The sequence below is a fragment of the Streptomyces sp. NPDC058274 genome, from assembly GCF_042881375.1.
Taxonomy (GTDB): Bacteria; Actinomycetota; Actinomycetes; order Streptomycetales; family Streptomycetaceae; genus Streptomyces.
Genome location: NZ_JBHVXW010000001.1, coordinates 68,265 through 82,034, shown reverse-complemented (window position 1 = coordinate 82,034; position 13,770 = coordinate 68,265). Strand labels below are relative to the sequence as shown.

The 13,770-nt window shown below is 72.5% G+C and carries 10 protein-coding genes and 1 riboswitch; of the genes, 1 reads left to right on the top strand and 9 read right to left on the bottom strand.

All coding sequences use genetic code 11. From position 1 onward, the window contains the following. The first annotated feature begins 86 nt into the window (after positions 1–86). Positions 87–815 (top strand): ZIP family metal transporter, encoded by a 729-nt coding sequence (locus ACFVYF_RS00390; RefSeq protein ID WP_389448499.1) that lies wholly within the window; start codon positions 87–89, stop codon positions 813–815. 62 nt (positions 816–877) lie between these two features. On the opposite strand, the gene cobI is transcribed toward ACFVYF_RS00390, so the two are convergent. The 9 genes from cobI to ACFVYF_RS00345 all read right to left on the bottom strand — a co-directional run bounded on the left by cobI (position 878) and on the right by ACFVYF_RS00345 (position 13,600). After that, on the bottom strand, positions 878–1,609 hold the full coding sequence (cobI, locus tag ACFVYF_RS00385; RefSeq protein WP_389448496.1) for a precorrin-2 C(20)-methyltransferase: 732 nt from the start codon (positions 1,607–1,609) through the stop codon (positions 878–880). Further along, a complete protein-coding gene (locus tag ACFVYF_RS00380) occupies positions 1,606–2,964 on the bottom strand; it encodes a cobyrinate a,c-diamide synthase (protein WP_389448493.1) in 1,359 nt (452 codons plus the stop codon). Before ACFVYF_RS00380 ends, cobI begins: the two co-directional genes overlap by 4 nt. Next, the gene (gene cobO, locus ACFVYF_RS00375; RefSeq protein WP_389448490.1) at positions 2,964–3,563 is read right to left on the bottom strand and encodes a cob(I)yrinic acid a,c-diamide adenosyltransferase; all 600 of its coding nucleotides are present in this window, start codon (positions 3,561–3,563) and stop codon (positions 2,964–2,966) included. The genes ACFVYF_RS00380 and cobO overlap by 1 nt, the downstream gene beginning before the upstream one ends. After that, positions 3,563–5,584 carry a putative cobaltochelatase gene (locus ACFVYF_RS00370; protein WP_389448487.1) on the bottom strand — a complete coding sequence of 674 codons (2,022 nt, stop codon included), beginning with the start codon at positions 5,582–5,584 and terminating at the stop codon, positions 3,563–3,565. The genes cobO and ACFVYF_RS00370 overlap by 1 nt, the downstream gene beginning before the upstream one ends. Continuing rightward, positions 5,581–9,234 carry a cobaltochelatase subunit CobN gene (gene cobN / locus ACFVYF_RS00365; RefSeq protein ID WP_389448484.1) on the bottom strand — a complete coding sequence of 1,218 codons (3,654 nt, stop codon included), beginning with the start codon at positions 9,232–9,234 and terminating at the stop codon, positions 5,581–5,583. The genes ACFVYF_RS00370 and cobN overlap by 4 nt, the downstream gene beginning before the upstream one ends. Then, complete coding sequence (locus tag ACFVYF_RS00360) at positions 9,231–10,763, bottom strand: cobyric acid synthase (protein WP_389448481.1); 1,533 nt, start codon at positions 10,761–10,763, stop codon at positions 9,231–9,233. The genes cobN and ACFVYF_RS00360 overlap by 4 nt, the downstream gene beginning before the upstream one ends. After that, positions 10,760–11,710: a cobalamin biosynthesis protein gene (locus ACFVYF_RS00355; RefSeq protein ID WP_389448479.1), complete on the bottom strand. Its 951-nt coding sequence runs from the start codon at positions 11,708–11,710 to the stop codon at positions 10,760–10,762. The genes ACFVYF_RS00360 and ACFVYF_RS00355 overlap by 4 nt, the downstream gene beginning before the upstream one ends. Positions 11,711–11,809: 99 nt before the next feature. Further along, positions 11,810–11,953: riboswitch (cobalamin riboswitch) on the bottom strand. A 147-nt stretch (positions 11,954–12,100) separates the two neighbouring features. Beyond that, a complete protein-coding gene (locus ACFVYF_RS00350; RefSeq protein WP_389448476.1) occupies positions 12,101–12,322 on the bottom strand; it encodes a hypothetical protein in 222 nt (73 codons plus the stop codon). A gap of 12 nt (positions 12,323–12,334) precedes the next feature. Next, the gene (locus ACFVYF_RS00345) at positions 12,335–13,600 is read right to left on the bottom strand and encodes an anion permease (RefSeq protein WP_389448473.1); all 1,266 of its coding nucleotides are present in this window, start codon (positions 13,598–13,600) and stop codon (positions 12,335–12,337) included. Positions 13,601–13,770: the final 170 nt, after the last annotated feature.

Genomic DNA, 13,770 nt, shown 5'->3' with positions numbered 1-13,770 from the left:
GCGCAAGGCCCCGGATCCGCGAAAAGTCAGTGCGCGCACAGCCGTCGGACGTGCGTGAACCGGGGGTGATCGGATAGCAAGGGCATATGGCGGTCTTCGTCGCGCTCGGCGCGTTCCTGATGACGCTGGCCGGCGGTTGGACGGCGCAGCGGGTGACCGACCGTCGTCATCTGGTCCTGGGCCTGGCCGGCGGCCTGATGCTCGGCGTGGTCGGCCTCGATCTGCTCCCGGAGGCGATCGCCGCTGCGGGCCGGGACGTCTTCGGCGTCCCCGCCGCGCTGCTCCTGTTCGTGGCCGGGTTCCTGCTGGCCCATCTGGTGGAACGGCTGCTCGCCACCCGGCAGGCCGCGCACGGCGGCGACGAGCACGACGGCCGGGCACCCCAGGTGGGCCTGACCGCGGCGGCCGCGATGGTCGGGCACAGCGCGATGGACGGCGTTGCGATCGGTGCCGCGTTCCAGGTGGGCGGCGGTATGGGCCTCGCGGTCGCGCTCGCCGTGATCGCCCATGACTTCGCGGACGGCTTCAACACGTACACGATCACCAGCCTGTACGGGAACGCCCGCCGCAAGGCGATCACGATGCTCGTCGCGGATGCGGTGGCCCCGGTGGCCGGCGCCGCCTCGACGCTGTTCCTCACCATCCCGGAGGAGGCGCTCGGCGCCTATCTGGGCCTCTTCGGCGGCGTCCTGCTGTATCTCGCCGCGGCCGAGATCCTCCCGGAGGCCCACCACGAGCACCCGGCCCGCTCGACCCTGCTGTGCACGGTCGCGGGCGTGGCCTTCATCTGGCTGGTGGTGGGCCTGGCGGGCTGACCCCCGCCGTACATGCCGCTGACGGTGGGTGCGGCGGGCCGGTACCCGCCCTCTCCCCGCGTTCACAGTTTCCCGCCGCGTCCGCCGTCGCGCGGGGCGGGCGCGATCAGCGTGGAGAGGTAGGGCAGCGGGCCGCCGTCGAGCTCGGCGGCCGGCCGGATGGACTCCTCGGGCAGCCCGAGCGCCGACCCCCACACGGCGTCGTCGAGGCGGCCGGTCTCGCGCAGCGCCGCCGCGACCTCCAGCGCCTGCCGCCCGAACTTGTACGCGACGACCGTGCCGGGCCCGTGCAGCGCGTCCTTGAGCACGGCGGCCCCGGCGGTCACCGGCACCAGGGTCAGCGGCTCGGTCCCCTCCGTGAGGACGGCCCCCGAGCGGGCGGCGAGGTCCTGCATGGCGGTGATGCCCGGGACGGTCTCCACCACGGTGCCCGGGACCAACTCCCCGATGGTGTGGGCGAGATAGGTGAACGTGGAGTACACGTTCGGGTCGCCGATGGTGGCGAAGGCGACGGTGGCGTGCCGGTCGAGCAGCGCGGCGACCCGCTGCCCGGCGGCGTCCCACGCGGCCTCCCGCCGCGCCCGGTCGGTCCGCTCGTTGAGCGCGAACACCACCCGTACGACCTTGTCCTCGGGGACGTAGTGCAGGACGGTCGCCTCGGCGCGCCCGCGTTCACCGGTGTCCATCACGGGCACGACCACGACCTCGGCCGCCCGCAGAGCGTTGACACCCTTGACGGTGACCAGCTCCGGGTCCCCGGGGCCGACCCCGACTCCGATCAGCTTGCTGCTCATGACGTCAGGCACCTCTCCACGAACCGACGGGCGACACCGGGCGCGGACGCCCAGTGCGTGTGCAGATAACTCGCGTGCACACCTTGTTGTACGAAACCTTCGACCCGCGGCGCCGGGGCGCGGACACCCCACGCGGGAGCCGCCCCCGCGCCCGGCTCGAGCACGGTCCGGTGGAACTCGTGCCCGCGCAGCCGCGCTCCCGCCTCCGCGAGCACACTCTCCGACACGGCGACGGCGTCCCGATAGCCCAGGGTGAGCCGCTCGCTCATCCGGGCCTTCGCGTCGAGGACGCCGCACATGGGCTGTCCGTCGAGCTCACGGGACAGATACAGCAGTCCGGCGCACTCGGCGGCGACAGGAGCCCCGCTGAGCGCCAGACCGGCGACGGCCTTCCGCAACGGCTCATTGGCCGACAGCTCGGGCGCGTACACCTCGGGGAACCCGCCCCCGATGACCAACCCGCTTGTCCCGTCCGGAAGTTGCTCGTCCCGCAGCGGATCGAAGGCGACGACCTCGGCCCCGGCGGCGGCCAGCAGTTCGGCATGCTCGGCATAGGAGAACGTGAACGCGGGCCCTCCGGCAAGGGCGACCACCGCATCCTGCGGCGGCTCCGCCGTGGGGCCCACGGCCTCAGCCGCATCCCAAGCCGTGGCCGACACCGCAGGGGCGCTGCGCGCCAGCGCAAGGAGCGCATCGAGGTCACACCCCTCCCGCACCTGCGCGGCCATCGCCGCCACCGCCTCGACAGCCGCCGGCCGCCGCTCGGCAACGGGCACCAGCCCGAGGTGCCGCGACGGCGTGTCCACCTGCGGAGCACGCCGCAGCACCCCGAGAACAGGCACCCCGGACTCGTCCAGCGCCTCCCGCAGCAACGCCTCGTGCCGCTCGGACCCCACCTTGTTGAGGATCACCCCCGCGATCCGCACCCCGGGATCCCAGGAGGCGAACCCGTGCACCAGCGCGGCCACGGACCGCGACTGCGACGAGGCGTCCACGACCAGCACCACCGGTGCCCGCAGCAGCTTCGCGACATGGGCCGTGGACGCCAGCTCGCCCTGTCCCGCGGCCCCGTCGAACAGCCCCATCACACCCTCGACGACGGCGAGATCGCAGCCGCGGGCACCGTGCGCGAACAGCGGCGCGACCAACTCCGCCCCGCACAGATAGGAGTCGAGGTTCCGGCCCACGCGCCCGGTGGCGAGCGCGTGATACCCGGGGTCGATGTAGTCGGGCCCCACCTTGTGCGGGGACACGGCGAGCCCCCGCGAGGCGAAGGCCGCCATCAGCCCCGTGGCAACGGTGGTCTTGCCGCTGCCCGAGGAGGGCGCGGCGATGACCAGCCGGGGGACGGACATCACCACTCGATGCCCCTCTGGCCCTTCTGGCCCGCGTCCATCGGATGCTTGACCTTGGACATGTCGGTGACCAGATCGGCGAAGTCCACCAGCTTCTCCGGGGCGTTGCGCCCGGTGATCACGACATGCTGGGTCCCGGGCCGGTCCCGCAGCACGGCCACGACCTCGTCGACGTCGACCCAGCCCCAGTGCATCGGGTAGGCGAACTCGTCCAGCACGTACAGCTGGTACGTCTCGGCGGCGAGGTCCCGCTTGACCTGCTCCCAGCCTTCGCGGGCCTTCTCCTCGTTGTCCATCTGGGAGTCGCGCTGCACCCACGACCAGCCCTCGCCCATCTTGTGCCAGTCGACGGACCCGCCCTCGCCGGACGCACCCAGCACGCGCAGCGCGTTCTCCTCGCCGACCTTCCACTTCGCCGACTTGACGAACTGGAACACCCCGATGGGCCACCCCTGGTTCCAGGCACGCAGCGCGAGCCCGAACGCGGCGGTGGACTTGCCCTTGCCCACGCCCGTGTGGACCACGACCAGCGGCCGGTTCCGGCGCTGACGCGTCGTCAGCCCGTCGTCCGGTACGACACTCGGCTGTCCCTGCGGCACTACGCGGCCCTCCTCGAAGTCCCCTGCACATCCCTGACCAGACCGGCGATCGAGTCGGCGCGCAGCTCGTCCAGCGTCACGGCCGTCCCGCCCAGCTCACCCGCGAGCTGTCCCGTGAGCCCCAGCCGTACCGGCCCCGCCTCGCAGTCGACGACGACGGAGGCGATGCCGTCGGCCGCGAAGAGCCGCGCCGCACGCCCGGCGAGGGTCACCGGCTCCGGACCGCCCGTGGCCCGCCCGTCCGTCACCAGGACGACCAGGGGCCGCCGGGCCGCGTCCCGCAGCCGCTCGACCCGCAGCACGTCGTGCGCGCGCAGCAGGCCGGCCGCCAGCGGCGTACGGCCGCCGGTGGGCAGCGTCTCCAGCCGGGCCGCCGCCGCGTCCACGGACGAGGTCGGCGGCAGCGCCACCTCGGCCGCCGACCCGCGGAAGGTCACCAGCCCCACCTTGTCCCGCCGCTGATACGCGTCGAGCAGCAGCGACAGCACCGCGCCCTTCACGGCACTCATCCGCTGCCGCGCCGCCATCGACCCGGAGGCATCCACGACGAAGAGCACGAGGTTGCCCTCACGCCCCTCGCGGGTGGCCTGGCGCAGATCGTCCCGCCGTACGACGAGACCGCGGCCGGAGCGCCCGCGCGCCAGCTGATGCGGCGCCGCCGCCTGCACGGTCGCCGCCAAGTGCAGCTTGGTGAGCGCCCCTTGGGGCCTTCGCGAGCCGGTCGTCCGGCCGTGCTCGGTCCGCGCCCGCGAGCGCCGGCCCGCCGCGCCCTCACCGAGACCGGGCACGCTCAGCACCTTCGTACGGAAGGGCTCGGCGGCACGCACGGGGGACTGTTCGCCGCCCGGCTGCGGCTGCCCGCCCTCACCGGACTCGGCCTGCGCGGGGACGTCACCCGGCGCCTGCGGTGCGGAACCGTCCTCGGGCCCGTCGTCCGGCCCGTCCTGCGGCGGCCGGCCGCCACCACCGGGCCCGTCCGGATCCGGATCGTCGTCCCCGTCGCCGTCCTGCCCGCCGAACTCCTCCAGCGTCTCGTCGAGCTTGTCCTCGTCGAGCCCCGGCGCGTCGAAGGGGTTCCGGCGCCGCCGGTGCGGCAGCGCCAGCAGCGCCGCCTGCCGCACGTCCTCGGCGAGCACCTCGGTCCGTCCGTCCCAGGCGGCCAGCGCGGTCGCCGTCCGCGCCATCACGATGTCGGCCCGCATCCCGTCGACCTCGAAGGCCGCACAGGTCGCCGCGATCTGCCGCAGCGCCCCGTCCCCGAGCCGCACGGACGGCAGCAGCTCCCGGGCGGCCACGATCCGCGCCCGTACGGCGGACTCCTCGTCGGCCCAGCGGGCGGCGAAGCCCTCCGGGTCGTCGTCGTAGGCGAGCCGGCGCCGGACGACCTCGACCCGCTGGTCGGGCTCCCGCGAGGCCGCGACCTCGACCGTCAGCCCGAACCGGTCGAGCAACTGCGGCCGCAGCTCGCCCTCTTCGGGGTTCATGGTCCCGACGAGCAGGAACCGCGCGGCATGCCGTACGGACACACCCTCGCGCTCCACGTACGAGGCACCCATCGCGGCCGCGTCCAGCAGCAGGTCGACCAGGTGGTCGTGCAGCAGGTTGACCTCGTCGACGTACAGGATCCCGCGGTGCGCGTCGGCCAGCAGGCCCGGCTCGAAGGCCTTCACGCCCTCCGCGAGCGCCCGCTCGATGTCGAGCGCCCCCACCAGCCGGTCCTCGGACGCGCCGACCGGCAACTCGACCATCCGCGCGGGGCGCTGGACACCGGGCCCGGCCTCGTGCGGCCCGTCCGGGCATGCCGGGTCGGGGGAGCCGGGCGCACACGAGAAACGGCACCCGGCGACGACGTCCACCTCCGGCACGAGAGCCGAAAGGGCGCGTACGGCCGTGGACTTGGCGGTGCCCTTCTCGCCGCGCACCAGCACACCGCCCACCGCCGGCGACACGGCGTTCAGCAGCAGCGCGAGCCGCAGGTCGTCCTGGCCGACCACGGCCGTGAACGGAAACGGGGTACTCACTGGTCGTCGCCCTCCAAATCGCCTTCGAGCTCCAGATAGGTGGCGCGCAGCCGCTCCAGCGTGTCCGCGTCCGGCTCGGCCCACAGCCCGCGGTCGGCCGCTTCGAGCAGCCGTTCCGTGATTCCGCGCAGCGCCCAGGGGTTGGACTTCTTCATGAAGTCCCGGTTCTCCGGGTCGAAGACGTACTCCGCGCTGAGCTTCTCGTACATCCAGTCGTCGACGACCCCGGCCGTGGCGTCGTACCCGAAGAGGTAGTCGACGGTCGCCGCCATCTCGAAGGCGCCCTTGTAGCCGTGCCGCCGCATCGCCGCCATCCAGCGGGGGTTGACGACCCGGGCGCGGAACACGCGGTGCGTCTCCTCGCCGAGGGTGCGGGTCTTCACCTGGTCGGGTGTGGCGGAGTCGCCGACGTACGCCTCGGGGCTCGTGCCCGTCAGATGGCGGACCATGGCGACCATGCCGCCGTGGTACTGGAAGTAGTCGTCCGCGTCGACGAGGTCGTGCTCGCGGGTGTCGACGTTCTTCGCCGCCACCGCGATGCGCTTGAACGCCGTCTCCATGTCACCGCGCGCGGCCCGGCCGTCGAGCCCGCGCCCGTAGGCGTAACCGCCCCACACCGCGTACACCTCGGCGAGGTCCGCGTCGGAGCGCCAGTTGCGCGCGTCGATCAGCGGCAGCAGACCCGCGCCGTACGCGCCCGGCTTGGAGCCGAAGATACGGGCCGTCGCGCGCCGCCGGTCGCCGTGTTCGGCGGTGTCCTCGTCGGCGTGCTTGCGGACGTAGTTGCGGTCGGCGGGCTCGTCCAGCTCGGCGACCGCCCGTACGGCATCGTCGAGCAGCCCGACGACGTGCGGGAACGCGTCCCGGAAGAAGCCGGAGATGCGGACCGTGACGTCAATGCGCGGCCGGCCCAGCTCGGCCGGCGGCACGATCTCGAAACCGGTCACCCGGCGCGAGGCGTCGTCCCACACCGGGCGGCAGCCGAGCAGCGCGAGGATCTCCGCGATGTCGTCGCCCTGGGTGCGCATGGCCGAGGTGCCCCACACCGTGAGGCCGACGGACGTCGGGTACGCGCCGGTGTCGCTCAGGTACCGCTGGATCAGCGAGTCCGCGAGCGACTGCCCGACCTCCCAACTCAGCCTGGACGGGATCGCCTTGGGGTCGACGGAGTAGAAGTTGCGGCCGGTCGGCAGGACGTTCACGAGCCCGCGGGTGGGGGAGCCCGACGGACCCGCCGGGATGTAACCGCCGTCAAGTGCCTTGAGGATGTGGGTGATCTCGTCCGTCGTCCGGGCCAGCCGGGGCACGACCTCACGGCACGCGAACTCCAGCACGGCGACGGCGTCCGGGAGTTCGACGCCCACCACCTCGCGGACGAGAGCGGGCACGGCCGCCGTGTCCCAGCCGCGTTCCTCCATGCCCTCCGCGAACCGGCGGCACAGCTGCTCGAGGAGGTCGATCGCGTCCGCGCCCGTCCGGGCGGGCCCCTCGACCAGCGAGGACAGCCCGTCCGGCACCTTCACCGGCGCACCGGGCTCGCCCAGCAACTCCTTCTCGACCAGCCCGAAGTGCTCGGCGAGGCAGGCCCGCAGACCGGGCAGCGCGTTCGCCGCGCCGCCCCACACCTGGGAGGCGCGCAGGACGGCCAGTACGAGATTGACCCGCGGCTCGGCCTCCGGGCCACCCCCGAGAATGTGCAGGCCGTCGCGGATCTGCACGTCCTTGATCTCGCACAGATAGCCGTCGATGTGCATGACGAACGAGTCGAAGTCGTCGTCGTCCGGCTGGTCGTCGACATGCAGGTCGTGGTGCAGCTCGGCCGCTTTGACCAGCGTCCAGATCTGCGCGCGGACGGCCGGGGCCTTCGTCGGGTCCAGGTCGGACACGAGCGCGTACTCGTCGAGGAGCTGCTCCAGCTTCGCCAGGTCGCCGTACGTGTCGGCGCGCGCCATCGGCGGTACGAGGTGGTCGACGACCGTGGCGTGCCCGCGGCGCTTGGCCTGGGTGCCCTCGCCGGGGTCGTTGACGATGAAGGGGTAGACCAAGGGGAGTTCACCGAGCACCGCGTCGGGCGCGCAGCCGCTGCTGAGGCCGAGTCCCTTGCCCGGCAGCCACTCCATCGTGCCGTGCTTGCCCATGTGGACGACCGCGTCGGCGCCGAACGAGTTCTCCAGCCACCGGTACGCCGCCATGTAGTGGTGCGACGGCGGCATGTCCGGGTCGTGGTAGATCGCGATCGGGTTCTCGCCGAAGCCGCGCGGCGGCTGGATCATCACGACGACGTTCCCGAACTGGAGGGAGGCCAGCACGATGTCGTCGCCGTCAATGTACAGATTGCCCGGCGGCTCGCCCCACGCCTCCAACATGCCGTTGCGCAGCTCGGGTTCGAGCTTTTCGAACCACGCCTGGTAGTCGGCCAGCGGCACGCGTGCGGGGGCCGACGCGAGCTGCTCCTCGGTGAGCCACTCGACGTCGTGGCCGCCCGCCGCGATGAGGCGGTGGATCAACTCGTCGCCGTTGTCCGGGTATTCGGTGAGGGCGTACCCGGCGCCCTTCAGCGCGTCGAGCACCCGTACCGCCGAGGCGGGCGTGTCCAGGCCCACCGCGTTGCCGACCCGGGAGTGCTTGGTCGGGTAGGCGGTGAAGACGAGCGCGAGTTTCTTCTCCGCGTTCGGCTTGTGCTTCAGCCGGGCGTGCCGCACGGCGATGCCGGCGACGCGCGCGGCCCGCTCGGGGTCGGCGACGTACACCGGGACATCGTCCGGGCCCTGCTCCTTGAAGGAGAAGGGGACGGTGATGAGCCGCCCGTCGAACTCCGGAATCGCCACCTGCATCGCCGCGTCCATGGGGGAGAGCGCGGCGTCCGACGCCTCCCACGCGGCGTGCGAGGAGGTCAGGCAGAGGCCTTGCAGGACCGGGATGTCGAGGTCGGCGAGCGCCCCGATGTCCCAGGCCTCCTCGTCACCGCCCGCCGACGCCTGCGAGGCGTGGGTGCCGCCCGCGGCGAGCACGGTGGCGACCAGCGCGTCGGCCTTCCCGAGGATCTCGTACAGACCGGAGTCGGCGCCGCGCAGCGAACCGCAGTACACGGCAAGGGCGTTGGCGCCCCGGGCCTCGATCGCGTCGCAGAGCGTGTCGACGAAGGCGGTGTTGCCGGACAGCTCGTGCGCCCGGTAGAAGAGCACGCCGACCGTCGGCCGGCCCTCGACGAACGGGCGCTCGCCGCTCACGCCGTACTCCGCCATCTTCCGCGGTTCTTCGAAGCCCTCGCCGGTCAGCAGCACGGTGTCCGAGAGGAAACGCGTCAGCTCGGTGAGGTTCTCCGGGCCGCCCTCCACGAGATAGCGCAGCGCCTCCGCGACGACACCGGCCGGTACCGACGACTCGGCCATCAACTCGGCGTCGGGGACGGCCTCTCCGCCCAGCAGCACGGTCGGGATGCCGGACGTCTTCAGGAAGGCGAGCCCGTCCTCCCAGGCCCGCTTGCCGCCGAGCAGTCGTACGACGGCGATGTCCGCCCCCGTGACGAGGGCGGGCAGCTCCTCCGCGACATCCACGCGGGTCGGATTGCCGATCCGGTACGCGGCGCCGGAGGCCCGGGCCGCCAGCAGATCCGTATCGGCGGTCGACAACAACAACACTGTGCTCATGCGGGCGCTCCCGGTGGAATGAAAGGCAGTCCTTGCGGCGCGCCCGACTCGATGAGCCGCCACAGCGCGTCCGTGTCCGCGTGTTCCTCGATCAGATCGCCGAGCCGGTCCAGCTGCTCCTCGCGCAGCGCCGCGAACGACGTGTCGGCGGCCGGCACGAAGCGACGCCCCGCGGCGGCCGCCACCTCGCGCAGAAAGGCACGCCGGAACCCGTCCGACTCCAACGAGCCGTGCCAGTGCGTACCCCAGACGGCGCCGACCCGGCAGCCGTCCAAGCTGTGCCCATTGTCATCAGAGATGAACGCTTCTCCGCCGGTCACTTCGGCGACCCCGTGGTGGATCTCGTATCCCTCGACGGCTTCGCCGAGCGCCTCCCCGACGGGCCGGGTCAGCGTCTTCTCCCGCGCGAACCGCACCCGTACCGGCAGCAGTCCGAGTCCGTCGACGTGTCCCGCCCGCGACTCGACCTCGTCCTCGATGTGCTCGCCGAGGACCTGGAAGCCGCCGCAGATCCCGAGCACCGGCCGCCCCTCGGCGGCCCGTCGCGCGACCGCGTCGGCGAGCCCGCGCTCCCGCAGCCACTCCAGCGCCTTCACCGTCCCCCGGGTCCCCGGGAGGACGACGAGGTCCGCGTCGGCCAGTTCCTCGGCCCGGTCCACGAACCGCACGACGACACCCGGCTCGGCGGCCAGCGCGTCCACGTCCGTGAAGTTGGACATCAGCGGGACCGCGCAGACGGCGACGCGCAGCACGTCCTCGCCGACCGGGGGAGCCACGACGGACTCGCGCACGGTCCCGCGCAGCGACACCCGCAGCCCGTCCTCCTCATCGATCCCCAGACCGTGCCGGAACGGCAGCACGCCGTACGAGGGCCGTCCGGTGAGGCCGTGGAGCATGTCGAGCCCCGGTTCCAGCAGGGAGACGTCACCGCGGAACTTGTTGACCAGGAACCCGGCGACGAGCTCCTGGTCCGCGCGGCTCAGCAGCGCGACCGTCCCGAAGAAGGACGCGAAGACGCCCCCACGGTCGATGTCCCCGACCACGAGCACGGGCAGCCGCGCGTTCCGCGCGATCCCCATGTTCACGATGTCGGTCCGCCGCAGATTGATCTCGGCCGGGCTGCCGGCTCCTTCACAGATCACCGCGTCATACGTGCCCCGCAACGCGGCCAGACAGTCGAGGACGGTCCCGAGCAACGCCTCCTGGCGTCCGCCGTGGTAGCCGCCCGCACTCATCTCGCCCACCGGCCTGCCCATCAGCACCACTTGGCTGCTGCGGTCACTGCCCGGCTTCAGCAGCACGGGGTTCATCTGCGCGGTGGGCTCCACCCGGGCGGCCTGGGCCTGCATGGCCTGGGCCCGCCCGATCTCGGCGCCCTCGCGCGTGACGAACGAGTTCAGGGACATGTTCTGCGCCTTGAAGGGCGCGACCTTCACCCCCTGGCGCACCAGCCACCGGCAGATCCCGGCGGTCACGACGCTCTTGCCGGCGTCGGAGGTCGTGCCGGCGATCAGCAGTCCGCCGCTCATGACGCGGCCCCCCTCTTGCTCCTGAACAGCAGCCGTCCGGCGGCACACACGCCCAGCGCGAGCGCGCTCACCCGCCGCGACAGCCGGACGGCCCGCTCGATGTCAGCGACCTCGACGGCCCGTCCGGTCTCGTTGAGGACGGGCCGGTGCTCGACCCGGCCCCCGTACGAGAGGGTGCCGCCGAGCCGCACGCCGAGCGCGCCCGCGAACGAGGCCTCGACGGGACCGGCGTTCGGGCTGGGATGCCGGCCGGCGTCGCCGCGCCAGGCGCGGACGGCGCCGCGCGGGTCGCTGCCCGCGACGGCGGCGAGTACGGCGGTCAGCCGGGCCCCGGGCCACCCCATGACGTCGTCGAGCCGCGCCGAAGCCCAGCCGTAGCGGCGGTACTTGGCGGACTTGTGCCCGACCATGGCGTCCAGCGTGTTGACGGCCCGGAAGCCGGCCAGCCCGGGCACGCCGGCCACGGCGCCCCACACGAGCGCTCCCACCACGGCGTCGGAGGTGTTCTCGGCGACGGACTCGACGACGGCACGCGCGATCCCGTCCGCGTCGAGTGCCTGAGGATCCCGCCCGCACAGATGCGGCAGCCGCTCCCGGGCCACCTCGATGTCCCCGGCCGCCAGCGCACCGCCGATCGCCCGGGCCTCCCGGGCGAGGGAGGTTCCGCCCACGACGGCCCAGGTGGCGGTGGCGGTCAGCGCGAGGGAGGTGGCACCGGAGCTGCGCAGGGAACGGCTCGCGAGGGCGGCGAGCCCGGCAACGCCACCCGCGCAGACGGCGGTGTGCAGTGCGCCCCACCCGCGGTGGTCGCGCCACAACGTCCGCTCCACAGCACCCGCGGCCTGCCCGAAGACGGCGACCGGGTGCCCGCGGCGGGGATCGCCGAGGAGCAGGTCACCGAGGAGGCCGGCGGCGGTGCCGTACGCGAAGACGCGATCGGCACGCATCGGTTCAGCCGACCGGAACGTCGGCTTGGACCGGGGTACTCAACGCACTGGGGCAGCCGCGCATGGCGATATGTCCTCACTCAGGGTGTCCGCGCCCTGGTTCGACGAGACCGGCGGTGAGAGTTCCTGGCTCCCGGGGATGTTCTTCCCCGGTGACAGTGGCGGGACCGCGCCGGATTCGCACCGGCTTCCTCTCCTGCCGCCGTACTTGGCTCCGGCAGTCCACCACGGGGTGAGAACACCCGTCAACTTGCTGTTGACCTGCGAAGGGAGAGTGTGCGAAGGCCCACACGCACGTGGGGTGCGGGACGTCGATCCGTCCCGCACCCCACGTCAAGTGATGCGCTTTTCGCCGGTTTTGAGTACCCGGCTCCCGACTCCTGCCGGGTGTCAGGCGACGATCAGATAGATGCCGTACGCCACCGCCGCCGCGCAGGCGGCGAAGCAGGCGTACGCGCCGGTGACCGCGACGGCGGCCGAACCGCCCTGTGCCGAGGCGGACTCGCGCTTCGCGAGGCCGACGACGCCCAGGGTGAAGAGGCCGACGAGGGTCACGGTGGCCACGAGGCTGACTCCGAAGACGGAGCCGAGAGCTGCCCAGTCGATGTGCATGCTGTTCGTTCCTTAGACCGTGGCCGGGCGGGTGGGCTCGGCGGAGGGGCCGGGGTCCGGCGCCGGGATGGTCGTCTTCAGTTCGGCGTCGAGGTCGGCGCCGAGCGTGGTGATCGGGCCCGCCGGGGGCGGGGTGACAGCGATGATCGCGGTGGTGACGACGCCCGCGGGCTCGGCGTCGACGTCGTTCACGTTGTCGATGGTGACCGGCTTGCGGCGGGACAGCGTCCAGATGACACCGGCTCCGGTCAGGAGCAGCGCCCCCGTGACGACGATGCCCCAGGTGCCCTGCCGGGTGAGGAACTCGGCGCCGGCGCCGACGAGCCCGGCGGCCGGCAGCGTCAGACCCCAGGCGACGAACATGCGGGTCGCGGTCGACCAGCGGACGACACCGCCCTTGCGGCCGAGGCCGGCGCCCATCACCGCGCCGGAGCAGGACTGGGTGGTGGAGAGCGAGAAGCCCAGGTGCGAGGAGGCCAGGATGACCGTGGCCGCGCTGGTCTGGGCGGCGAAGCCCTGCTGCGGGGCGAGGTCGGTGAGGCCCTTGCCCATCGTGCGGATGATGCGCCAGCCGCCCAGGTAGGTGCCGAGCGCGATGGCCATACCGGCCGAGACGATGACCCAGGTGGGCGGGTTGGAGTCCGGGGCGATCACACCGCCGGTGACCAGGGCGAGGGTGATGATGCCCATGGTCTTCTGCGCGTCGTTGGTGCCGTGGGCCAGCGAGACCAGGCCCGCGGAGGCGATCTGGCCGGCGCGGTAGCCCTTCGCGGTCGCCTTCTGGTCGGCGCGACGGCCGATGACGTACGACAGGCGCGTGGCCAGCAGTGCGGCCAGGCCGGCCACCAGGGGAGCGGCGACCGCGGGGATCAGGACTTTGGTGATGACGGTCGAGCCGTTCACCGACGACCAGCCGGCCGACATGACCGCGGCGCCGATGAGGCCGCCGAAGAGTGCGTGGGAGGAACTGGAGGGCAGACCCAGGAGCCAGGTCAGCAGATTCCAGAGGATGGCGCCGACGAGCGCCGCGAAGATCACCTCGGTGCGAATGCCCTCTTCGTTGATGATGCCGCCGGAGATCGTCTTGGCGACCTCCACGGAGAGGAAAGCACCGACCAGGTTCAGCACGGCGGACATGGCCACCGCCGTCTTGGGCTTCAGAGCGCCGGTCGAGATGGTCGTCGCCATCGCGTTGGCAGTGTCGTGGAAACCGTTCGTGAAATCGAACACGAGAGCGGTGACGATCACGATCCCGAGGAGAAGCGTGATGTGTTCCATTTACCCAGGCTTCTGTTTGACGTCAGTGGCACAAGGACCGTAGGCAACCTGGGTGAACGGAAGATGAACTGGGGCGGGCGGTGGAGTGACCCAATCGGCGTGTCGCCATTCCACTTGTGTCGAAGCGGCGGCTCGTGTGTCGAACAGAGCCGGAATATCGGGCTCCGGCG